The 21,931-nt window shown below is 41.4% G+C and carries 18 protein-coding genes; 12 read left to right on the top strand and 6 right to left on the bottom strand.

Annotated features, from left to right (window positions below):
- Nucleotides 1-1,049: 1,049 nt before the first annotated feature.
- The 7 genes from PUQ00_RS26395 (at nt 1,050) to PUQ00_RS26365 (ending at nt 9,674) form a co-directional block, all read left to right on the top strand.
- Nucleotides 1,050-2,258, top strand: coding sequence for an ABC exporter membrane fusion protein (locus tag PUQ00_RS26395; protein WP_300422246.1), 1,209 nt, complete (start codon nt 1,050-1,052; stop codon nt 2,256-2,258).
- 53 nt (nt 2,259-2,311) lie between these two features.
- Nucleotides 2,312-3,490 (top strand): ABC transporter permease DevC, encoded by a 1,179-nt coding sequence (gene devC / locus PUQ00_RS26390; RefSeq protein WP_300422244.1) that lies wholly within the window; start codon nt 2,312-2,314, stop codon nt 3,488-3,490.
- A 209-nt stretch (nt 3,491-3,699) separates the two neighbouring features.
- Nucleotides 3,700-4,704: an NAD(P)-dependent oxidoreductase gene (locus tag PUQ00_RS26385; protein WP_300422242.1), complete on the top strand. Its 1,005-nt coding sequence runs from the start codon at nt 3,700-3,702 to the stop codon at nt 4,702-4,704.
- 154 nt (nt 4,705-4,858) lie between these two features.
- On the top strand, nt 4,859-5,842 hold the full coding sequence (locus PUQ00_RS26380) for a glycosyltransferase family 2 protein (protein WP_300422240.1): 984 nt from the start codon (nt 4,859-4,861) through the stop codon (nt 5,840-5,842).
- 203 nt (nt 5,843-6,045) lie between these two features.
- Nucleotides 6,046-6,513, top strand: coding sequence for a DUF2141 domain-containing protein (locus tag PUQ00_RS26375; RefSeq protein ID WP_300422247.1), 468 nt, complete (start codon nt 6,046-6,048; stop codon nt 6,511-6,513).
- 209 nt (nt 6,514-6,722) lie between these two features.
- Nucleotides 6,723-7,982 carry a glycosyltransferase family 2 protein gene (locus PUQ00_RS26370; protein ID WP_300422238.1) on the top strand — a complete coding sequence of 420 codons (1,260 nt, stop codon included), beginning with the start codon at nt 6,723-6,725 and terminating at the stop codon, nt 7,980-7,982.
- Between the two features lie 408 nt (nt 7,983-8,390).
- A complete protein-coding gene (locus tag PUQ00_RS26365) occupies nt 8,391-9,674 on the top strand; it encodes a glycosyltransferase (RefSeq protein WP_300422237.1) in 1,284 nt (427 codons plus the stop codon).
- A 238-nt stretch (nt 9,675-9,912) separates the two neighbouring features.
- Here the strand turns inward: PUQ00_RS26365 and PUQ00_RS26360 are convergent, their stop codons facing one another.
- From PUQ00_RS26360 to PUQ00_RS26350, 3 genes are all read right to left on the bottom strand, one after another.
- The gene (locus PUQ00_RS26360; protein ID WP_300422235.1) at nt 9,913-10,122 is read right to left on the bottom strand and encodes a hypothetical protein; all 210 of its coding nucleotides are present in this window, start codon (nt 10,120-10,122) and stop codon (nt 9,913-9,915) included.
- A gap of 1 nt (nt 10,123) precedes the next feature.
- A complete protein-coding gene (locus PUQ00_RS26355) occupies nt 10,124-10,771 on the bottom strand; it encodes a response regulator transcription factor (RefSeq protein WP_300422233.1) in 648 nt (215 codons plus the stop codon).
- A 320-nt stretch (nt 10,772-11,091) separates the two neighbouring features.
- Nucleotides 11,092-12,465, bottom strand: a complete 1,374-nt coding sequence (locus tag PUQ00_RS26350) for a sensor histidine kinase (protein ID WP_300422231.1) — start codon at nt 12,463-12,465, stop codon at nt 11,092-11,094.
- A 588-nt stretch (nt 12,466-13,053) separates the two neighbouring features.
- Between PUQ00_RS26350 and PUQ00_RS26345 the strand changes: the two genes are divergently transcribed.
- A complete protein-coding gene (locus tag PUQ00_RS26345) occupies nt 13,054-13,623 on the top strand; it encodes a sulfotransferase (protein WP_300422229.1) in 570 nt (189 codons plus the stop codon).
- 183 nt (nt 13,624-13,806) lie between these two features.
- Here the strand turns inward: PUQ00_RS26345 and PUQ00_RS26340 are convergent, their stop codons facing one another.
- Nucleotides 13,807-14,025, bottom strand: a complete 219-nt coding sequence (locus PUQ00_RS26340; RefSeq protein ID WP_300422228.1) for a hypothetical protein — start codon at nt 14,023-14,025, stop codon at nt 13,807-13,809.
- Here PUQ00_RS26340 and PUQ00_RS26335 point away from each other — a divergent pair.
- A complete protein-coding gene (locus PUQ00_RS26335) occupies nt 14,019-15,875 on the top strand; it encodes a cadherin-like domain-containing protein (protein ID WP_300422226.1) in 1,857 nt (618 codons plus the stop codon). The two genes, PUQ00_RS26340 and PUQ00_RS26335, sit on opposite strands and share 7 nt — an antisense overlap.
- 219 nt (nt 15,876-16,094) lie before the next feature.
- Nucleotides 16,095-16,475 (top strand): hypothetical protein, encoded by a 381-nt coding sequence (locus PUQ00_RS26330; RefSeq protein WP_300422224.1) that lies wholly within the window; start codon nt 16,095-16,097, stop codon nt 16,473-16,475.
- Between the two features lie 131 nt (nt 16,476-16,606).
- On the opposite strand, the gene PUQ00_RS26325 is transcribed toward PUQ00_RS26330, so the two are convergent.
- Both PUQ00_RS26325 and PUQ00_RS26320 read right to left on the bottom strand, forming a co-directional pair.
- Nucleotides 16,607-17,122, bottom strand: coding sequence for a DUF2085 domain-containing protein (locus tag PUQ00_RS26325; RefSeq protein WP_300422223.1), 516 nt, complete (start codon nt 17,120-17,122; stop codon nt 16,607-16,609).
- A 42-nt stretch (nt 17,123-17,164) separates the two neighbouring features.
- The gene (locus tag PUQ00_RS26320) at nt 17,165-19,276 is read right to left on the bottom strand and encodes a TIGR00300 family protein (protein ID WP_300422222.1); all 2,112 of its coding nucleotides are present in this window, start codon (nt 19,274-19,276) and stop codon (nt 17,165-17,167) included.
- A 482-nt stretch (nt 19,277-19,758) separates the two neighbouring features.
- On the opposite strand from PUQ00_RS26320, the gene PUQ00_RS26315 reads away from it, so the two are divergent.
- Together PUQ00_RS26315 and PUQ00_RS26310 are read left to right on the top strand one after the other, a co-directional pair.
- Nucleotides 19,759-21,354, top strand: coding sequence for a glycosyltransferase family 39 protein (locus tag PUQ00_RS26315; protein WP_300422221.1), 1,596 nt, complete (start codon nt 19,759-19,761; stop codon nt 21,352-21,354).
- Between the two features lie 297 nt (nt 21,355-21,651).
- A complete protein-coding gene (locus PUQ00_RS26310; protein ID WP_300422220.1) occupies nt 21,652-21,840 on the top strand; it encodes a hypothetical protein in 189 nt (62 codons plus the stop codon).
- Nucleotides 21,841-21,931: the final 91 nt, after the last annotated feature.

The raw sequence follows: 21,931 nt of genomic DNA, 5'->3' as shown, positions 1-21,931 counted from the left end.
TTTGACTTTGCCACTCTTCAGATGTACGGAGCTTGTTCAAAACTCAAATAGGATTCCTATATATGGTTCAATTAAATGAAAATTGCTGTAAATTAACCAGGACTTACGCAAAATACCTCTCAAACTCTTATTTCTCCGTGCCTCTGTGGTTCGATTTTCTGAAGTCCTATTAACAATGCAAATCTGTTGTCTAGTAAGTAACAATTCAATGAATACATAGATAAATTGAATAACCATAAGTATTTTTTCTCAGATAAACATGATAATTGAGTCAAAGTTTTTGGTTATTTTTCAATATAAATCAAGTTAAGAAGCAAAGCGGTCATTTATAAAGCAAATGTTAATTTTTAGTATGTTGCTTAATAAACATAATATGAGTTAAATGAGTCTTTAGTAAAAAGTGAACCGAAGCAAAGCTCAGATTTTGCATCTACCAACCAATCCGCTCTGCAATCAATTGCCCCTACTAGGAATCGCTATAATAATGTCTTATAGTACACAACCTTGCTAATAATAATCTGTTAGTAATATTAAATGTGCTTAATAACTAACTATTTGTTGGTATTCAATTGCTAGACAAGGAATTAGTGATGAGTAAATTCTTCAGTCTCTAATCTGACTGTAATGAAATATTTTAGTGATAGAATCAGGAGTTATGCAAATTAAATCGGTTGACAAAATCCAATTTATCCGCCATGCTTAATGACAAGTTTATCCAATTTTTGAGATCATTTTATTAACGCTTCGTTCTTTTTGAGAGTTAAGTTTTCTGGCTAGCGCTATTGTATTTTACGCTACGGGATTAGATATCAAATTAGGATATAACTTAGGAAGCTTTGAAGTAACACGCCATTAATTTTCACGCCACAATAGTAACTTTGGGCGGCAAAAGCGTACAACAATTCATATAAAACCAATTTAGACCCATCCACTTGATTAAGGTAGAAACCCTAGAGGAAAAGCCCTCTTGGGAATTTGCGGATGAGTCTATTCTAATCGATTAAATATAACCAGGCTATCCCCTAAAAAAGCAGAATTGGAATGAAAATATGGCAGCAAATAAAGAAAGTCGATTATTGACAAAACCTGTACGCCGATCGCAAGTAATTTTAGCAGTTTCTCTGACTTTAGCGGCTGGATTAATCACTTTCTATAGTTTGGCACCGTTTTCGTCTAAACCGAAAGTTCAGACGCAGCCAGCGTTTCCTCCAAAAGCTGCCGCACCTGCGAAAGTTGCTGTGACTGCCTTGGGACGTTTGGAACCAGAAGGCGAAGTTACTACTTTGACTGCTCCCACTTCCAATAATGGGGTGCGAGTAGAAAGACAGTTGGTGAAAGAAGGAGATGCGGTTAAAGCAGGGCAATTATTAGCCTATCTAGAAAATTATGGTCGTTCTAGAAGCGCATTGCAACAGGCTTTAGACCAACTGCAAGTTGCTAAAGCTAAACTAGCGCAGGTGAAATCTGGAGCTAAAACCGGAGATGTCGATGCTCAAAAGGCTGCTATAGCCCGGTTAGAGCCACAATATAAAGGAGACGTTGCAACTCAACAGGCGACAATCGCCCGCATCCAGGCTGAAGTAGACAATGCTCAAGCCGAAAACGATCGCTATCAGCAATTATACAAACAAGGTGCGATCGCGGCTTCCATAGCAGATACCAAAGCTTTGCAACTAAAGACTACACAACAGCAGCTAACAGAAGCTCAAGCTACTCTCAAGCGGACTCAAGACACATTCCAAGAACAACGCAAGCAAGCACAAGCACAACTCACCAGTATTAGCGAAGTGCGTAGTGTAGATGTTCAAGTAGCACAAACCGAAGTCAACAGTGCAACAACTTCTGTTCAACAAGCAAAAGCCGACTTAGATTTAAGTTACATCAAATCTCCCATAGATGGCAAAATATTAAAAATTCACGCCAAAACTGGAGAAGTCATCAGCAGCAACAAAGGATTTGCTGAGATAGGTAAGACATCTCAAATGTATGTGATTGCAGAGGTGTATCAAACCGATGTTCGCCAAGTGCGTGTAGGACAAAAAGCCACAATTACCAGCACTGCATTTACTGGAACATTAAAGGGAACTGTGAAAGAGATTGGTTGGCAAGTTGACAAGCAAGGCATCTTCAGCCTCAACCCTGGTTCAGATACAGACCGCAGAATAGTTGAGGTGAAAATCTCTATCGATAATCCCGCAGATAGTCAACGGGTAGCTCGTTTAACTAACTTACAAGTGGATGTCGCTATTCATATTTAGTCATTAGTCATTCAAAAATGACCAATGAAAAATAATAATTAACAAATAAATCCATGATTTTCAAAATTCCTTTAGGATGGCTACAGCTAGCCCAGCAAAAAGTTCGTTTACTAGTAGCTGTAGCTGGGATTGGTTTTATTGTGCTGCTAATGTTTGTGCAACTTGGTTTTCAAGATGCTCTCTATTCAAGTGCAACCGCACTGCATCAGAATCTCAAGGGAGATTTATTTTTAGTTAGTTCGCAATATAAATCTTTGACTTCAAATCAAAGCTTTTCGCGGACTAGTTTGTACCAATCTTTGGGGTTTGATGGCGTAGAGTCAGTTAGCCCCATGTATTTACAATTTGCTAAACTGAAAAATCCGGCAACTAGTGAGAAATATTCAATATATGTTATTGGTTTCGATCCAGGTAATCCTGTGATGAACATGCCAGAAGTTGAGAAAAATTTAGATAAACTCAAAATTCCTGATGTCGTGTTTTTTGACCGGGGTTCTCGCCCAGAGTTTGGCCCAATAGCTGAAAAATTTAATGCCGGAGATACTGTACAGACAATTGAAATATTTCCCTTCAATTCATTAATTGGCTATAGAGTAAGAATTGGTGGTTTATTCAGCTTAGGGCCTTCCTTTGGGGTAGACGGAAATTTAATTGTCAGTGACTCAACTTTCCTCAGGATAAATCCCAATAGTCGTCCGGCAGATATGATAGATATCGGTTCGATTTCCCTCAAACCTGGTAGTAATGCAGAAACAGTACTGAAAAATTTGCAAGCAAGTTTGCCTAATGATGTCCAAGTTTTTACACGCCAAGGCTTTATTGATTTTGAAAAAAAATATTGGGCAATCAGAACACCAATTGGTTTTATACTTAACTTGATGTTGACAATGGCTGCGGTTGTTGGTGTGGTTATTGTTTATCAAATTCTTTACAGCAATATTGCTACACAGTTCGTTGCTTACGCCACTTTAAAAGCCATAGGTTATGCCAATAGATATTTATTAAATGTAGTATTTCAGCAAGCTTTAATTCTGGCAATTTTAGGTTATATTCCCGGATTGATTAGTTCTGTGTTGTTATATAGTTTTGCAGCAGAAGCAACTAAATTACCAATAGTTATGACAATTAATAATGCCTTGATCATCTTAACTTCGACAGTATTAATGTGTATAACATCAGGTGCACTTGCTATCAACAAACTCCGCTCCGCAGATCCGGGAGATATTTTTTAGCTGATTCCTAGCAGCAAAATAATCAAATTATTTTGCCCTGATATAGACTCATAACTAATCATTGGTGCAGCCTCTCGACAGAAAAATTCCTCTTTGTACCAATTTTAGGTTTTAGATTAAAAGTCTTTACTAAAATTTAAACTCGGTATAACTTTAAAGTCTTTTATCTAACAACTCAAATTCACCTATTTAACAATAATCACGACTTTATGAACCTCAAAAACAAAACCCTCCTAATTACCGGTATTGATCAACTTGTCGGTTTGCGTGCAGCCGAGTTAGGAATAGCGCAAGGAATGAAGGTTTGTGGACTGCAAAGTTCTACAGAACAGAACAAACAATTACAGAATTTAGGTGTTGAGGTAATTATTGGTAATATCACCGATTCTACTATTGCTCAAAAGGCTTGTCACGGAGTAGACATCGTTTTACATACATATCAAATTGCCGAAGAAACTGGCGCAATTAACCATTTTCGTGATGTGAATGTTGGCGGTACTGTCAACATGGCTAAAGCCGCTAAACAGGCTGGTGTCAAAACATTTGTGCATCTATCCAGTGTGATGGTTTATGGTTTCAACTATCCTAATAGTGTTACAGAATCCGGGCCACTCTCTGGCGAAAATAATCCCTACTGTCAAACAAAAATAGAAGCCGAAATAGCACTCTTAGAACTTAATAATCCGTCAGATTTTGGCATCATTATTATTCGAGCCGGAGATGTTTATGGCCCAGGAAGTATTCCCTGGATAGTTCGACCAATTCTGATGATGCGTCAAAAATTATTTGCCTGTGCTAACGATGGTAAAGGAGTAATCAATCATGTATATATAGATAACTTAATTGATGGCATCTTTCTAGCGATAGAAAAAGAATCCTACGGTGAAATATTTAATATCACCGACGGACAAGAAACTTCGTGGAAAGACTATTTTATGCGTTTAGCAGCAATGGAAGGTTTATCAGCACCCCTTTCATTATCTAAAGATGAAATCAAGTTGTTTCTAAAGCTACGTGTTCAAGGACAAAAACTTTTTCGGCAAAAAGTTGATATCTTACCAGAGTCTATAGATTTTATGACTCGTCCCTATGCTTGTTCTATTGTCAAAGCACAAACTCTGTTAAATTATAAACCAACAATTGACTTAGAATCAGGAATGCAGCGAACACATGAATGGCTGCAAAAAACAGATATCCAAAGCCTGATCAAATAGTCCACAGATTTTTGCAATCATTGTTAGGAGTTAGGAGTTAAGAGTTAGGAGGAATATGTGAGGTATCAAAGTATTCTGAATTCTGACTTCTGCCTAACAATTAGCTGCAACTAAGCATAAAATAATCCCCATATTTTCAGAATACTTGTTTTCTATGAGTAGCAATCAACCACGATTGAGCATTGGATTACCTGTATATAATGGTGAAAAATTTATCAAAGAAGCCATAGATTCACTCTTGGCTCAGACCTTTGAAGATTTTGAGCTAATTATTTTAGATAATGCCTCTACAGATAAAACTGAAGAAATTTGTAGAGCTTACGTTGAGCAAGACCAACGTATTTGTTACTACCGCAATGACACGAATATCGGTTGTGCTCGTAACTTCAATCGCGTCTTTAAATTGTCTTCAGGTGAGTACTTTAAATGGGCAGCCTATGATGATCTACATGCTCCAGATTTTATCAAGAAGTGTATTGAGATACTTGACCAAGATCCTACCATAATCTTGTGTCACTCCCAGGTGTATTTCATTGATGAACACGGGGATTTTCTCCAAAACTACGATATCAAACTCAAGGCAGATGCACTAAAACCACACGAGCGTTTTCATGAATTACTGACCAAACATTTATGTTATCAATGTTACGGGGTAATTCGCGCCAGTGCCCTGAGAAAGATACCGCCTATGGGTGGTTACGGTAATGCAGATGGAATTCTGTTGTTAAGACTTGGTATTGTTGGTAGGTTTTATGAAATCCCTGAATACCTGTTTTTTGCCAGAAGTCATCCGCAACAATCAATGAGTATGTTCTTTCCCAATTATTTGTTGTTTGCTGACAAAAATCAAAAATCATTATTGAGTATGCTGCCTGATTTTTATGCATATGCAGTGTGGTTTGATTCAGCAAAGAAAGGGCAAATTTTATTGCCACATTGGAGAATATTCTGGGAGTATGTACTTTCCATATGGCGTAGTCCCCTGAGTTTGTATGAGCGGCTGTGTTGTCATAGAAGTCTACATCAGCAGTTAAAAGGGACAGAATATCTTTTGCTGAAAGATTTGCTAAGAGTGCTGCAAGTACTTTGGAAAGCTTGGCAACCAGCATCAATTAAAGAACAGCAGGTCACACTTTGAACGAATCGGTTCAGAAATCAAGCCTGACGCTCACAGCTTTTTATCAGGGAGCATCTCACTTGCGTAAAAAGCCTTGTAAAACCTCACCCCAACCCTATCGTTACTAAGGAGAGGGAGCAAGAAGCTTGTTTATCATCTGGTATGCAAAACTGGGATGCTCTCTTTTTATCAGCCTCAAAATCACCTATTCTGACTACAAAACTATGTTGAAACTATCTCAATTCTGTCGTGTTTTGCTTGCTACTTTAGTGAGCATCAGTTTTGCTAAAACAGTGAATGCCGAGCCGACTGCAAAACTTACTATTGTGGTAAATGGAATACATCATCAAAAAGGTGAGATTTGCTTCAGAGTTTACCCAAATGAACGAGGATTTCCGATGAGTGGTAATAGCGAAGATCAAAGTGGCTGCGCTAAGATTACTGGAAGTTCTGTAAAAAAAGAATTTTTCGGTTTGAAGCCTGGAACTTATGCTGTCGCCGTAGTTGATGATCAGAATGGCGATCACAAACTCAATAAAGACTTTTTCGGTATTCCCAAAGAAGGTTTTGGAATTTCCAAAAATCCAACTGTGTCTATACAAACAGGTACACCAAAGTTTCGTGATGCCAGTTTTGTTGTAAACAAAAATACAACAGTCAACATCATTATGAAATATTCGCTTGATTCGTAAAGGGAGTGGGGAGTGGGGAGTGGGCAGTGGGCAATGGGGAGATGAGAGAGTGAGGCAGAAGAATTAATAACCAATGCCCCATGCCCCATGCCCCATGCCCCATGCCCAATGCCCAATGCCCAATGCCCAATACCCAATTCTTCAGAATTACGGTTTAGATCAGACCTACATATAAACAAGCCGAGATTCTACCGGAGATTAAAAATTTAATGGAAGATTTGGCGATATTTCTCTCTAAGTCTTTGATGAGTTGGTTGGTTATTCAGGTGTGTTTAACGCTTGTCTTTATATGGTATCTGCGGTCATCCAAAAAAAACTTATTACCAGATGACCAGTTGCCCAAAACCGCAGTGATTCTTTGCTTACGCGGAGCCGATCCGTTTTTACCTAGATGTTTGCGATCGCTCCTAAATCAGAACTATCCACAGTATGATTTAAAGCTGATCGTTGATAGTCACGAAGATCCCGCTTGGAAAATTGCTAGTGAAACCATCACAGAGCAAGAAGCAACCAACGTTCAAATCAGCCCTTTGAGAATAGTACGTAACAATTGTAGTCTCAAATGCAGTTCTTTAGTGCAAGCTGTCCATGAGTTGGACGATTCTTATAAGGTGGTTGCTCTAGTAGATGCTGATACTATAGTCCATGTGAATTGGCTGCGAGAATTAGTCAGTCCTCTAGGGGATGCCAAAATAGGGGCAACAACAGGTAATCGTTGGTATGTACCTACAGGTAGGTATTGGGGATCTTTAGTACGGTACATAGGCAATGTATCCACAGTAGTGCAAATGTTTCTCTTCCAGATTCCTTGGGGTGGGACTTTGGCTGTGAAAACAGAAGTGCTTCGCCAAACAGGACTACTAGATAAATGGGGACAAGCTTTAGGCGAAGATTTTATGATGCACAACATCCTCAAAAAACATGGGTTGCAGGTAAAGTTTGTGCCTTCGCTGCTGATAGTCAATCGTGAAGAGACTGATTTATTCAACTTAATAGATTATCTCAAGCGCCTAATGCTCTGTTCTCGACTGTATCACCCACGTTGGTTAGCTCTTGTTAGTGAAGCTGTTTCTAGCATTTTGTTTCCTACTATAGTCATCCTGGTAATTCTAGAGTGGTTGTTAGAGGCAAAATGGCAAGCTGCGACTCTCTTGTTCGGTTGCTATGCAGTCTATACTGTCGGATTACTCTTGGTAATGCTCGTGTTGGAATTAGAGATACAGCGAGTGGTTCGCTCTAATGATCAGCCGATCGCAAAATTATCAGTTGCTACAATCATCAAAATGTTAATTGGAATTCCTCTGACACAGTGGGTTTATGGGTTAGCAATACTATCGTCACTGTGGATTTCAACAGTTACTTGGCGCGGTGTTAGCTATCGGGTTCAAAGTCCCTGGAATATCCGGCTAATTGAATATCGCCCTTATCAATGGTTGGATCAACCTATTGATAGCAAGGTTTCTCTTTGAACTGAATCGTTGGATATGAACTAGGGTGTGAAAGTTATTACACTAAACATTCCCTAGTCTTCAAATTATATTATATTTAGTAGAACTATATTAGCTATAACTCTTGTCCAAATACACGCTTTTATTTGTTGATTAGCAAAATGTATTTGCATTCATGGCAAGGGTTTAGACAGATATATTAAGGGGGATTTTGACTGAGCCTTTTCGATATTTTAATAGTTTCTAAGCAAGGTTTAGAAACATCCTCTTCAGAATCGGCAATTTAGATCATTTATAAATGCGTAAATCCTTACCCTAACTGTATTAGTGGTAATTTATAAACCACATAATCAGGATGTTAATGAAACATTTGCAGCGTAAGTTCTAAATTCAAAACCAGCATTCTTGTAGTGTAAGATTCCCCTTTTTATGACTAAGCAACCACTTCGCATTGCACTGTTTACAGCATTGTACGCTCCTTTCTTGACTGGAGTTTCCGTTGCAGTACACCAACGGGTTCAATGGTTACTGCAACAAGGGCATGAGGTCTTTCTTATCTACCCAGAAATTAATAGCCAGTACCCCAAAAAGGTTGGAAATCGCCCAATGTCAGGATTGGATGAACTACAGCCCTTCCCCAACTTTTCTGCTTATGCATTCCCCACCAAACCGCTAATTTTCTACAAATCTCTTCCCCAACCATTAAACTATCGCTATTGGAGCGATACTAAATTACTTGAGAACTTCCAGCCCGATATTATATTGGTTGAAGAAGCGGCGCAAATGAGAGGATTATACTCACTTTTTTTACAAGGTTATGGTCGCCCCATAGGAGTTGAGTACGCTAAACAAACTGATACCCCAATCATCTCAATTTTCCATACCGATATCGTTGCCTATATTCGATATTACTTAGGAAATCTGTTCTTCAGCTTGCTACGTCCGATTGTTCCTCTTTTAGTCCAGCAGTTCAGTGATGCTTATGATCTCAACTTATTTCCGTCTCAAGAACTGCTTGCTAAGTACAACAGACTGAAATGCCAACGCAGTGAATACGTGCCATATCAAGGGATTGATTGCGAAAAATTTCACCCCCAAAATATCGACTACAACCCCATTGTTAACGACTATCGACCAACTATCCTTTTTGTCGGACGCATTACCCCAGAAAAAAATGTCACCCAACTTATAGATGCATTTCCAATCATTGCTGCCAAAATTCCTGATGTCCATTTAGTCATCGTCGGTAGTGGCCCCTTGGATGAAGAGATCCGTCGGCGCGCCCAAAAGTTTAAGTCCGGTATTACTATCTGGGGTGAGTCCCACGGAACAGAACTTCTAGGTTTATATACACGGGCAGATGTATTTGTCAACCCCTCTGTTACCGAAAACTTCTGTACGACCAATATGGAAGCTTTAGCATCTGGAACCCCTGTTGTAGCAGCCAATGCTGGAGGAAATCCCGAACAGGTTTTTCATGGGATCAACGGTTTTTTAGCCGAACCAAACAACCCAACAGATTTTGCTCACAAGGTAATTGCAATTTTAGAAAATCCTGATTTGAAAGCAGATTTGACTAGACAGGCTCGCCCCTCCATACTCGAATTTGATTGGTCGGCATGTATGCAAAAATTAGAAGACAAACTGTACCAGATTGTTGAAGAATCACGGAAGGTAAAGGTAAGTACAGGCAGTATAAAACCACAGCGATAACAAACACAGCGATCGCTAGTATGTACACTACTAGAACACCAATTCAGTAATTCTGCAAGAACCTCTCCCCCAACCCCTCTTGAAACGGCGATGGGAGTTTGACTCCCCCTTCCCTACAAGGGAAGGGGGCTGGGGGGTTAGGTTTTTGATTACTGCAACTTTTTGCACCAACGAGTTTTAAAATTAGTGAACACATCCGATTTGCATTGCCGTAGTTGCAGCCAGTAGAAGCTGTGAGTTAATGAAACTTTGAATTTTTCCCTTCCCTACCAAGCTGCAACTTAGATGCATCGACCTGCAACTTAGATGCATCAACTTGCAACTTAGATGCATTGACCTGCAACTTAGATGCATCAACTTGCAACTTACATGCATCGACTTGCAACTTAGATGCATCGACCTGCAACTTACATGCATCGACCTGCAACTTAGATGCATTGACTTGCAACTTAGATGCATCCGACTCGTACTGCTGTAGTTGCAGCTTCAGTGCGATTTGTTACCCCTAACTTATTTAATACCTGGCTGACATGATGCCTAATGGTAGAAGGACTCAATTTCATCCGTTGAGCGATCGCTTCATTACTCAATCCTAAAGCCAGCAGTGCTAAAACTTCTCCCTGTCGCTTGCTCAGTTCGTAAACAGGTTGGGATAATGGTTTGCTCGGTTGCAGCAACGCCTGAATAACCTCTGCTGCCAACATAGAACGACCAATCGCGGCAGCTCGTATGGCATCCGCCAACTCATCAATCGAGATACCCTTGAGCAGGTAGCCAATGGCTCCGGCTTGCATTGCTTGTTGTACCAAGTCATTCTCTAGAAAACTGGTTAAAATTAAAACCTGAATTTCTGGGTATTTTTTGCGGATAACTCTTGTTGCTTCTGCCCCACTCATCCCCACCATCATCAAATCCATCAGCACTACATTTGGTTGCAACTGTTCGCACAAATGTACTGCTTCATCTCCATTACGCGCTTCACCCACTAATTCAATGTCATCAAAGGCCAGCAAGAAAAATTTAAGACCTCCCCGCAGGATTTCATGATCATCAACAGTAATGACCCGAATCGGTTTCACTGATGTATCTTTTTTCATATTTTTTAAATCCGGGGCATAAAAACTATTTTCAATACATTTAGATTAGATGCTTGTTCCATTTTCAGTATTTATTATACGTGAAATTCTTAATCTTTAATTTTTTATTTCCCGCCAGCCAATCACCGGAGAATCCCACAATATAATCTGAAATTCTGTCTTTTCTAAGTAACTTTATGGAAATAAATATAACTATCTTATAAAAAATGAATCCGCCTAATACCTTTACCAATGAGTAATTAAAAAGGACAAATGACGCTCTTTGTAGTTAACTTTATTTGTGCCTAATATCTAATGCTCAATGCCTCATTCCCAATTACTTATTCCCCACTCCCTATTTTCAAAAGAACGGTTGACCAACTCAGAACAATCTCAGTTCCCTCTCCTGGATAGCTTGACAAATGGAAAATAGCCCCAATCGACTCAGCCCGTTCTTTCATAATTGCTATCCCCAAATGACCAGATGGTATCTTGTTGGGGTCAAAACCACAGCCATTATCGCTAATCTGCAAGACCATCTTCTGTGAATTGCCGTGGAGGTTTACTGATACTTGCGTAGCTTGGGCATATTTAATAATATTATTCAGTGCCTCTTGAGTAATCCGGTAGAAGACAAGCTTCACCTCATTAGACAAAAGCCGATCGCCTTCCACCGTCGTTATTACTTGTAAACTTGCCCGTCTTTGAATTCCCTTCGTTAACTGCTGTAGCAATTCACCTAATGGTTTATCTGTCAAACCGCTAGGACGTAACTCAAACAGGAAATTCCGCATTTCTGCTAACGCCCCTTGTGTCATTTGGGCCAGTTCCTTTAATCCCTCTTGGGCTGTCTCTGGGTTGCGTTTCCAGACTCTAGGCAAAGCTTCGGCAATTATCGCCACAGTAAACAATGTCTGCGATACTGAATCGTGTAAGTCACGAGCGAGGCGATTTCGCTCCATGTCCACAGCAATCTTTCGTAGCTGTTCGCTTTCAATCAATTGTTCTCGTAGCTTCACCGCTTCCATTAACTCATTAGTTAGGCGTAGACTCATAATTACTACTAAGAACAAAAATCCATATTCAGCTAAGTATATGGATTTTATTATCCCCACATCTACTAAGTAATCGTGTTGAATAGTTCCTACGACAATCACCAAGCTCAGACATAGAATCAGCGCCGCTTGCTTCTCACCGCGCTGATATTGACGGTAACAAATGTAAAAAATGAACCCGATATTACTGATTAAAGTTAGAAATTGGAACACGAATAGGGGATTGAGTGTACCTTCTGGACGGCGAATCAGTTCGCCCCAAGGCAAAGAAATACTTGATACCGTGCTGATATGGGAATATTGAATCCCACTTGGGGAAATTTCGTTGATTAACAGGCAGATGACGTACAGGCTATTCAGTGCCAAAATTAAGCGCACTGGCTTAATTTTAGTATATACAGCCACAAACCAGACAGTAAAAACTCCGTAAATATATCCCAAGGAAGATACCAATTTTCTGGCATTTATATAATCTTCTACATTAGTGGCCTTATATTTGAGTATCACAGCCAAGATATAGCTAACAGATATTAAGCAAACTAAGCCAAAGCAGAAGTGAAGCGTGCTTTGTAATCGCCGAGAGGCAATCAGCAGGTGTAACAGACCAACATACAGGCAAATGCCAGCAAATATATTCAGAATAGTTGGAATAAGAGTCATTACCTGTTGAATCAAAAGTTTGTTTTATAAATAATTCAGTCAGGACAGGGCGTTGCCCATGCGTGTCAAATTAACATGAAAGTTAGTCTAGAACTAGCTTTTACAGATTGTCTCCTTCCCAGTTGGAGATTGGAAATGTATAGTGGGGGGCTGCCGCCTCCTGAGTTGCGGTAGAGCCGCAATTGAAGAGCATTTCCAGCCAGAGGTTGGAAACGAGGTTTTAAAAGGGTTTTGGCTTAAGTTGACACCAATGGGCATTGCCGTACCTCTATGATTCTTTGGCAACATCAGAAAATTAAATGTCTAACAGCTTAATTAAAGCCTGATTTGTGACTCATGGATAGATAGATAAGATCAATCACCTAGTGTGGTATAGGTCATTTGTCCTAGCCAAAAATAGAACACTTATACGATGCGTTAACCAAGGCGATCGCTGTACAATCCAAAGGCCAATGATTGCAGACAGTACAAAGGACTATCACACTGTGTTTTTTCAACCTAAATCCTAATTCGTTATAAAATAATGTCCCCTCTGTAGGAAGGAACATTGAATTTTTCAGGGGAACAAATCAAGGCCAATTAACCATAATGACTTCAAAAATCCACTTTATCTCCGGCTTACCTCGTTTTGGTTCCACCTTACTCGGAGCATTACTGCGGCAAAACCCTCGGTTTCATGCCAGCATCACTAACCCCGTCGGTAGTCTGGTCAGCCAAATGCTAGAAGCGATGAGCGAAGACAATGAATTTTCAGTCCTTATCACCCCTGAGCAAAAACCGGCATTAACCTTAACTATATTTTCCACATTTTACAAGCCCCAAGCTCAAAAAGAAGCGATCTTCGATACTAACCGTTTGTGGTGTGGCAAACTCTCCTTAATTCAAGAGTTATTTCCTGGCTCAAAAGTGATTTGCTGCGTGCGGAATGTCGCTTGGATTATGGATAGCATCGAACGGCTAATTAGAAAAAACGCTTTTGATGTGTCGCGGATGTTTAATAATCTTGGTGAACGTCCCAAAATCGAGTTTCAACCGCGACTGACAATTTTACCGCCAGATTTATTTACTCAGTATGATGGGTTGTCTTTTTGGAAGAATCTTAGCAATAGTCTGGCAAATGTAATTGTCGCCCAGCCGGTAGAAGCGGTGAGTAAATGAAGCTTTAAATCTTATCCCTTCCCTACCAGGCTGCACTTAAGTTACATCGACCTGCACTTAAGTTGCATTGACTTGCACTTAAGTTGCATCGACCTGCACTTAAGTTGCATCGACCTGCACCTAAGTTGCATCGACCTGCACTTAAGTTGCATCGACCTGCACTTAAGTTGCATCGACCTGCACCTAAGTTGCATCGACCTGCAACTTAGGAATTTCCAACAAATAAATTACTACTACTTGTGGGGTAAGCAGCGTTTGACTGACTTGTACTGAGCTTTGTCGTTGGCGCAGCCTAAGAAGAGAAGTAGCGCTCACGCCGAAGTCTTGCCCGCCCGTAGCCAAAAATGTGCGAGATGCCCACCCTACAAATAACTCAACAAAAGGAAAAAAATCAAATGACAAATTTTATTGTCAACCAAACCACTGATGATGGCACTGGTAGCATCACAGGCACTCTCAGTTATGCAATTCTCCAAGCGAACCTACTAGCAGGAGATGACACCATTACCATTGATAGCAATGTCCGCCTCACTGGGGTAATGCAAACCCTGGTTAACAGCAACATCACCATTGTGGGTAAAAACCACAGCATCAGCGGCGATGTCAATAACAACGGCATCAACGATAACGGCGACGTGCGCCCCTTATTTATCAAATCGGGAACCGTTGGTATCTCCGATTTAACCATCACCAACGGACGAGCCGACGGAGATAGCTTCTCTGGCGGCGATGCCGGAATGGGCGGCGGCTTATTTATCTATGATGGCAACGTCTCTTTGAGCAATGTTGCTTTCAATAATAATAAGGCGATCGGCGATCGTAAGTTTGGCACTACTGGCACTACTGGCGCTACTGGCACTGCTGGCACTGCTGGAAGTAGCGGTATTGGGGGTATTGGTGGTGCTGGTGGTGCTGGTGGTATTGGTAGCTTCGGCGACGGTGGCAGTGTTAGCGTCAATAGCATCTACAACATTACTGGTGGCGATGGTGGCGATGGTGGCGATGGTGGTAACGGTGGTACTGGCGGTATTAGCGGTGCTGGCGGTGCTGGCGGTGCTGGCGGTGCTGGCGGTGCTGGCAGTATTGGCAGTGTTGGCGGCGGTGCTACTGGATTAGGAGGTGGTATTTTTATCCGCAGTGGTTTTTTAACCCTCAACAACACCAGTTTTACTAACAACACTGCTACAGGCGTTACTGGAGCTAACTCAGGTCAAGGCTTGGGTGGGGCAATCTTTATCATGCAGTCCCTCACTAATACCAACGGTAACAACCAGGAAATACTCAACCTTTTGCCCAGCGTCAATTCTGTGGGTTCGCAGCCGACTTTTAGCGGCAACAGTGCAGCTAACGACGCAGGGACACCCACCAATAACGATAATATTTATGGCACTATTGGCACTATTGGCATAATTAGTACAAGTGGCACAAGTGGCACAATTAGCACAATTAGCACAAATGGCACAAGTAACACGATTAGCACAATTGGCACAATTAACGTTGCACCTGTTGGTGTTAACGACAGTGTTACCACCGCTTTTAATACTGCCGTAAACATCCAAGCTAGTACCCTACTGGCTAATGATACCAATGTAAATAGCGCCTCTCTTAGCATCACTGGTGTCAGTGGTGTGACCAACGGTACTGTTGTCTTTAACAATAACGGCACTGCTAGCAATACGGCAGATGATTTCGTTTTCTTTACACCAACTACCGGATTTAGTGGTAATGCCAGCTTTAACTACACTCTCAGCGATGGTAGCCTGACTGGTACTGCTACCGTTACTGTGGCTGTCGGTACTGACATTGAAGGTACTAAGAAAAAAAATAACTTAGTTGGCGCTAACGGTAACGATATTATAGATGGCGGCGCTGGTAAAGACACCATAGATGGCGGCAATGGTAACGATACTCTCTACGGCGGCGCTGGCAATGATCTCCTTTACGGCGGTGATGGCAATGATCTCCTTTACGGCGGTGATGGCAATGATCTCCTCTATGGTGGTATTGGCAGTGATATCCTCACAGGTAGCAACGATAATGATATATTTGCCTTTGCTGTTGGGGAAGGCACTGATACTATTACTGATTTCACTAAGGGTAATGATTTGATTGGACTGTATGCTGGTTTGAGCTTTGGACAATTAAGTTTCTCAGCTAACAATATCCTGGTGACTTCCACTAATGAAATTTTGGCAACGCTGATTGGTATTAATACTACAACGCTGACTGCTGCTGATTTTGTAACGCTTTAATCATCCCTATTTTATGCAACGCCCACTTTAGTTGCAGATTCATGCAACATTGATGCTTCGGCTTGCAACTCTGTTGCCTCGGACTGTAACGTTGTTGCCTGGGCTTGCAACTCTGTTGCATCGACCTGCAACTTTGTTGTATCTAAAAACTTTACCTTACTGATAGCTTTAGGGTTGCAATGGGTACATTAAATATATACATTACAACAGTATATTCAGATGCCTACCCAAGATACGACACGCCGTTTGCGCCCTCAATTAATTAGTGAAGATATTAATTCATGGCACGGTTTGCAAACCATCAGCATTTATGAAACAAACCGTGCTGATGCCTCTGCTGCAAAATTACAGCAAGCTTATCAGGCTATGTTGATTTTTCAACAAGCCGAAACCGAGAAATTAACTTTATACCGTGCTGCTGCTGATGCTGCGCGATTAGCAGAATGGGAATTTCACAATACGGTATTAGCGATGAAAGAAGTTGTGCGCGGACAATATGGATTAGATAGCGATCAAGCCCAAGCGGTAGGATTGAAGAAAAAATCAGAGTACAAGCGTCCCAGCCGCAAAAAGTTAGTCGCATCATCAGTGTCAACCTAAAGCCAGCACGTCTCCTTTCCAGCCTTTGGCTGGAAATGCACCTCATCGCGGCTCTGCCGTGAGTCAGGGAGGCGGAGCCTCCTAGTAGGCATTCCCAGTCAGAGACTGGGAACGAGACAACAAGACAATCTCTAAAAGCTGGTTTTAGTACCCCGCCAGGCGTGCAAAATCGGCATGGTAAACAATCCCCACGCCAAACCCGTAATTAACCCAAAAGGCGTAACTAGATAGTTATTAAAATTCCACAAACCAAAAACTTGTGCTGCCAATTCCAAAGGATAAGCCATCATCAGCAGACTTGCAATCGCCGCACCATTCCAGCCATACTGACTTAACCAGTAAAATCCCTTACCACCAGTTAGCCCATACAACAGACGAGTAATCAGCAAACCCGTGACGGTGCCGTAGCAGCGCATACACACAGCCATAATAAATGGTGGTGCTAAATCTAACCCCATAGCTGGTTGCGGACATACATGATTACCCATAAAATAAATCATATCCGCAATCCCAGGAAGCAAAGACACTCCAGACGCAGCCAGAAAGGGAGCCACTGGCGGGCCAAAAACCATCCCCACCAACAAGAAATCAGCAATCAAACTGACCCAATTAATCTGCAATTCTTCACTGAAAGCTACTCTTGTCATCTCCCTTTCTTTGCGCCCTCTGCGTCTGTGCGTCTACGTCTCTTAAACTATCTTAGTAACATAGGGACTTGTCAATTTATCCAACTGTTGAATTAACAGACTGAGGAACAAACCTACATCCGTCACCACACCCACCGATTCTACAGAACCGCGATCGCTTAACTTAGTCACCACAGCTGGATTAATATCCACACACACTATTTTCACCCCAGCCGGAGTCATATTCCCTACTCCAATGGAGTGCAACATTGATGACAGCATCAAAATCATCTCCGTACCTTCTAGGTGTTTAGCGTATTCCTCCTGTGCTTTAATCAAATCCATTTGAGTATCAGGCAAAGGCCCGTCATCCCGAATCGATCCCGCCAGCACAAAAGGTATATTGTTGTGGACACACTCATACATCACGCCACTTTTAAACGCCCCCGCTTCCACAGCTTTGGGAATGCTGCCATAACCACGGATAGTATTAATTACCTTCAGGTGATGGCGGTGTCCACCACGAACGGCGACACCCCGCTTCATGTCTACACCCAAAGATGTGCCCATGATATTTTGCTCGATGTCGTGGACTGCGATCGCATTACCAGCCAGCAACGCCTGTACATATCCTTCTCGAATTAGTTGCGCCAGGTGTTCGCCGCCACCAGTGTGAATCACCACCGGCCCAGCTGTCACCACAACCTTACCACCAGCATCGCGGATTTTCCGCAATTCCCAAGCCACTTGTTCAACGACCAATTCCACGCGCCGTTCGCTGGAAACGCCTGCCGACATAAAGCTAAATTCTTGGGTGCTGCGTTGTTCCCGTGATTCCGTTTTGCGGATGGTGCGGATACCTAGCACGTCTACAATTACCTGTTCGCCAACTTCTAAATCCCGGAGTATTTTACACCGCGCGACTAAGCCCTTGGCAGTTTGAGTAATTGCGATCGCGCCATCCATCCGTTGATTTTCTACCTTCACCCACTCACCATTAATTCGGACTTCGGTGGGATAAATCGTACTGACGTAGAAATCATCAGGCGCTACACCAGCTTGGATTACCGGCTCCAGTTTGGCATCTCGTTCATCATGCGGTAAATCTACAGCACCCAAATCAATCAACAGCGAGATGATTTCTTCCATCACCTCATGAGATGGTGCTGATACCCTCACTTCGGCAGCTGAAGTACTTTGGCGCTGTTCTCCCAAGTTGAAATTCAGGACTTGGAAGCTTCCCCCAGCATCTATAATCAAATCCAAAGCGTGGTTAATTAAGCCAGCGTCCAGCAAATGTCCTTCCATCCGAATGATCCGGCTTTCTACCGAGACATTGGCATGAATTTCATCTCTAACTGGTTCTGTCACCCGCAGAGTTAAGCATTTAGCTGCACCACCAGCTTTGAGAAATTCCGTAAGTGGTGTTTCCAGCACTTGGAAACCTGCATCTGCAAGGCGGGTTTTCAAAGCCTCACTCGCCTTGTTCATGATCACGATGCTCTCCACATTCACCGTATTACAAGCGAAGTTAACTGCATCGGCTTCTTCAATTGCGATTCGCTTTTCTGGTGCGACTCGCATTTCAATTAAGCGGTTGGAGTAAGAATCGAAAGCGCCCGGATAGTATAGCAAATAGCCATTTGCTAGGGGACAAAAACAGGTATCCAGGTGATAGAAACGTTCGTCTATGAGTCGCAGGGAAAGCACCTCAATATCCAGCCATTTAGCTAGATAAGGGTGAGAGTCTAATTCCGAGCGGAAACCGTATCCCGCCCATAACCAGAGACCTTCCCGATCCAACAGTGCGTCCCCTGCTCCCTCAAAGGGCAAATCTTTGGGTAGTTCATTGACTGTATAACCATTTGCCTCAAACCATTGTTTGAAGAAAGGCTCCTCTCCCTGACGTTCTTTGTGCAAAAAGCGACTGAGGACGACGTTATCTCCTAGTACTAAACCAGCGTTGGCGGTAAAAACCAAATCAGGCCAACCTTTTTCAGGTGGTACTAAGTCTACAACGGCGTGTTGTTTAAGGATCTGGTGTAATCCTTGCCACTGTTCGACGGCGCGATCGCGCGATGATTTGTGAATATTCCCTTCCATCCAGGGATTAATCACATAGTCTACATCGTAGTGGTCAGGAGGACACATTAAAAAGCGAATACGGGAAGTCATAAAAATCTTACAAGCGTTTTATATGCTACAAGCCTATTTTGGATGCAGATTTTCAATTTACTGACATTTGGGAAAATCTGCTACTAGAGCTTAGAGCTTCTATTGATAGTTGAAGGCTTTACAAAGGCTTCGTTATTAATTCTATTACTGGAAGATGGGAATAACTAGAGAAGGTGGCAAAATGACATGGAGCATCTGTTGGACATGACTGTTTGAGTAGTGCTGAGTCAGGCTGCTCTTGGCACAGGGGCAGATGAGCAGAGCACAAACCCCACACTTAAAAGTACTTCAGTGTTCAATCGTTGTTGGATAGCGGCTCTAATTTCTGGACTGTGACAAGAGGTTTCAACAAATAGTTGTAGTGTGTGCCAATACGTCTTAGAGTAGCATTGGAACCAAAATGACTGCTAGTAACTGATTCTGCCTATTCAGAATAAAATTTTACCATTGTTTATTAAGCTTTTGAGGAGATTAAAAACTGCATGAAAAAGCAATTGTCACAGAACTGGCTTATTTCTCAATCTTGGTTACGCTTTTTAATCATCATTTTATTAGTAATAGGCGTATTTTTTCGCTTCGTCAATCTTGACAAAAAAATTTATTGGGGTGATGAAGTTTTCTCATCATTACGCATATCTGGCTATACCCAGTCAGAAATGAAGGAGCAGTTAAGTAATGGTGGTTTGAGCAGCATAGAAGATTTGCGTAAATACCAGTATCCCAATCCTCAAAAAAACACAATTGATACAATTAAAGGGCTGATTTTAGAAGACTCGCAGATTTTGCCGCTATACATCTTGATCACCCGGTTTTGGGTAGAATTATTTGGCAATTCTGTAGCAGTGACAAGAAGTTTTTCGGCATTTCTTAGTTTGCTCACCTTTCCTTGTCTTTATTGGCTATGTCAAGAATTATTTAAGTCTTCATTAATCGGGTGGATAGCGATCGCATTGGTAGCCGTTTCACCTATTCATCTCGTGTATGCACAAGAAGCACGAGCATATAGTTTATGGATAGTAACCATTTTAATATCGAGCGTAGCACTGCTGCGAGCCATGCGCCTTCAAACAAAGGTTAGTTGGTGCATTTATGCAATAACATTATCACTAGGGTTTTATACTCATTTATTTTTTACCTTGGTTGCTTTTGCACAGGGAATTTATCTAATTGCAATCGAACGCTTTAGATTGAGTAAAACATTGATTTATTACCTGGTATCATTACTTGCAGGGTTTATAAGTTTTGTACCTTGGATTTGGATTATTATTACTAACCCTCAGCCAGAAGCAATAGATTGGACAAATGCTAAACAAACATTATTTTCTTCAGCTACAAGGTGGGCTGGAATTTTTAGTCGGACGTTTCTTGATTTAGGTATTAGCCCTAGCGATCCAGGAAAACTTAAGATTGCCTTAATCCCTTTTATTTTAATTATTTTAGTTATAATTCTCTACTCAATTTATTTTCTCTGTCGAAGAAGCCCTAAAGAAGTTTGGTTATTTGTCTTAACCTTGATTGGGTCTGTAGGGGTTCCCTTACTGATAACGGATTTCGTCTTTGAAAAGCGCTACGCTACTAGTCGATATACACTTGCTTCAGTTTTAGGTATACAGCTAGCTGTTGCTTACTTATTTACCACTAAGATCACGTCTAGTTATACTAAAGTTTGGCAAAAAAAGCTCTGGTCACTTGCAGCGTTCATGATAATTATGAGCGGAGTTATATCTTGTATGCTCCAGTCTCAAGCTCAGATTTGGTGGAACAAATTACCTGAAAAATACCAAGATTTTCCTCAGATTGCTAACATTATAAGTCAAGGAAATAAACCGCTTTTAATTACTGATGTTGATAATCTACTTCCACCAATAGAAATACTTGGTCATCTAGTTGTTGATCCAAAAGTGCGATTTCAAATTGTGAAAAAAAATCAGTTACCAGAGATTACTAATGGCTTTACTGATATATATTTGTTCTTCTTTGAGCCGTCTAACTTATTAAAAGCTGGAATTGAAAAAGTTTATAATTCAAAGTTACAGCAGATAAACCGCTTTCTCTGGAAAGTAACAAAATCCACCTAAAGCAAGGATACGGGCACATGTAGCGGTTGGGAGACTGCAATAGAGAACCTAAAAGCAGATAGTTAGCATTTGAATATCGCTCTTAGGTTAAACAAGAATTCACGAGTCAGAATCATATCAAGTTTGGTAAATCACTTACGATATGTGATTACGAATGCAACGTTCGCGGTAGCGTCTCGTAGAGAAGTGGAATGTAGCAATCGCAAAGGTTTGGGATTGCCACGCGACCCACGCAATGACTAATCTACCGTCTTAAATGAGTTTTTACAGTTTGTTAAGGATATATAGGACTCCTATTTGATTTTTGAAAAAACTCCGTACAACTCGAAAGGGCTGATTCCCCATTCCCCATTCCCCATTCCCCATTCCCCATTCCCCATTCCCTACCAATACGGTTCGGTTAAGGCAAGAGACGCGATAAATCGCCGTCTTTACAATAATCAGTCCTTTGTAGAGACGGCGATTTATCGCGTCTTTGCGATTTAAGGTGTATTATCAAAAAACCTTATCCGAACCCTATTGCATTCCCTACTCCCTACTCCCTGCCTACGCAAATAAGTTCAAGAATCAAATCGGA

Source organism: Nostoc sp. S13 (assembly GCF_029379315.1).
In the GTDB taxonomy this organism is placed as follows: Bacteria; Cyanobacteriota; Cyanobacteriia; order Cyanobacteriales; family Nostocaceae; genus Nostoc.
Note: the sequence above shows the minus strand (reverse complement) of the source record. Positions and strands in the feature narration are given on the sequence as shown.

What these genes read in the sequence shown, in the direction of transcription:
- PUQ00_RS26395 (WP_300422246.1), top strand. Translation starts at nt 1,050, where the DNA reads ATGGCAGCAAATAAAGAAAGTCGATTATTGACAAAACCTGTACGCCGA.
- devC (WP_300422244.1), top strand. Translation starts at nt 2,312, where the DNA reads ATGATTTTCAAAATTCCTTTAGGATGGCTACAGCTAGCCCAGCAAAAA.
- PUQ00_RS26385 (WP_300422242.1), top strand. Translation starts at nt 3,700, where the DNA reads ATGAACCTCAAAAACAAAACCCTCCTAATTACCGGTATTGATCAACTT.
- PUQ00_RS26380 (WP_300422240.1), top strand. Translation starts at nt 4,859, where the DNA reads ATGAGTAGCAATCAACCACGATTGAGCATTGGATTACCTGTATATAAT.
- PUQ00_RS26375 (WP_300422247.1), top strand. Translation starts at nt 6,046, where the DNA reads ATGTTGAAACTATCTCAATTCTGTCGTGTTTTGCTTGCTACTTTAGTG.
- PUQ00_RS26370 (WP_300422238.1), top strand. Translation starts at nt 6,723, where the DNA reads ATGGAAGATTTGGCGATATTTCTCTCTAAGTCTTTGATGAGTTGGTTG.
- PUQ00_RS26365 (WP_300422237.1), top strand. Translation starts at nt 8,391, where the DNA reads ATGACTAAGCAACCACTTCGCATTGCACTGTTTACAGCATTGTACGCT.
- PUQ00_RS26355 (WP_300422233.1), bottom strand. Translation starts at nt 10,771, where the DNA reads ATGAAAAAAGATACATCAGTGAAACCGATTCGGGTCATTACTGTTGAT.
- PUQ00_RS26350 (WP_300422231.1), bottom strand. Translation starts at nt 12,465, where the DNA reads ATGACTCTTATTCCAACTATTCTGAATATATTTGCTGGCATTTGCCTG.
- PUQ00_RS26345 (WP_300422229.1), top strand. Translation starts at nt 13,054, where the DNA reads ATGACTTCAAAAATCCACTTTATCTCCGGCTTACCTCGTTTTGGTTCC.
- PUQ00_RS26335 (WP_300422226.1), top strand. Translation starts at nt 14,019, where the DNA reads ATGACAAATTTTATTGTCAACCAAACCACTGATGATGGCACTGGTAGC.
- PUQ00_RS26330 (WP_300422224.1), top strand. Translation starts at nt 16,095, where the DNA reads ATGCCTACCCAAGATACGACACGCCGTTTGCGCCCTCAATTAATTAGT.
- PUQ00_RS26325 (WP_300422223.1), bottom strand. Translation starts at nt 17,122, where the DNA reads ATGACAAGAGTAGCTTTCAGTGAAGAATTGCAGATTAATTGGGTCAGT.
- PUQ00_RS26320 (WP_300422222.1), bottom strand. Translation starts at nt 19,276, where the DNA reads ATGACTTCCCGTATTCGCTTTTTAATGTGTCCTCCTGACCACTACGAT.
- PUQ00_RS26315 (WP_300422221.1), top strand. Translation starts at nt 19,759, where the DNA reads ATGAAAAAGCAATTGTCACAGAACTGGCTTATTTCTCAATCTTGGTTA.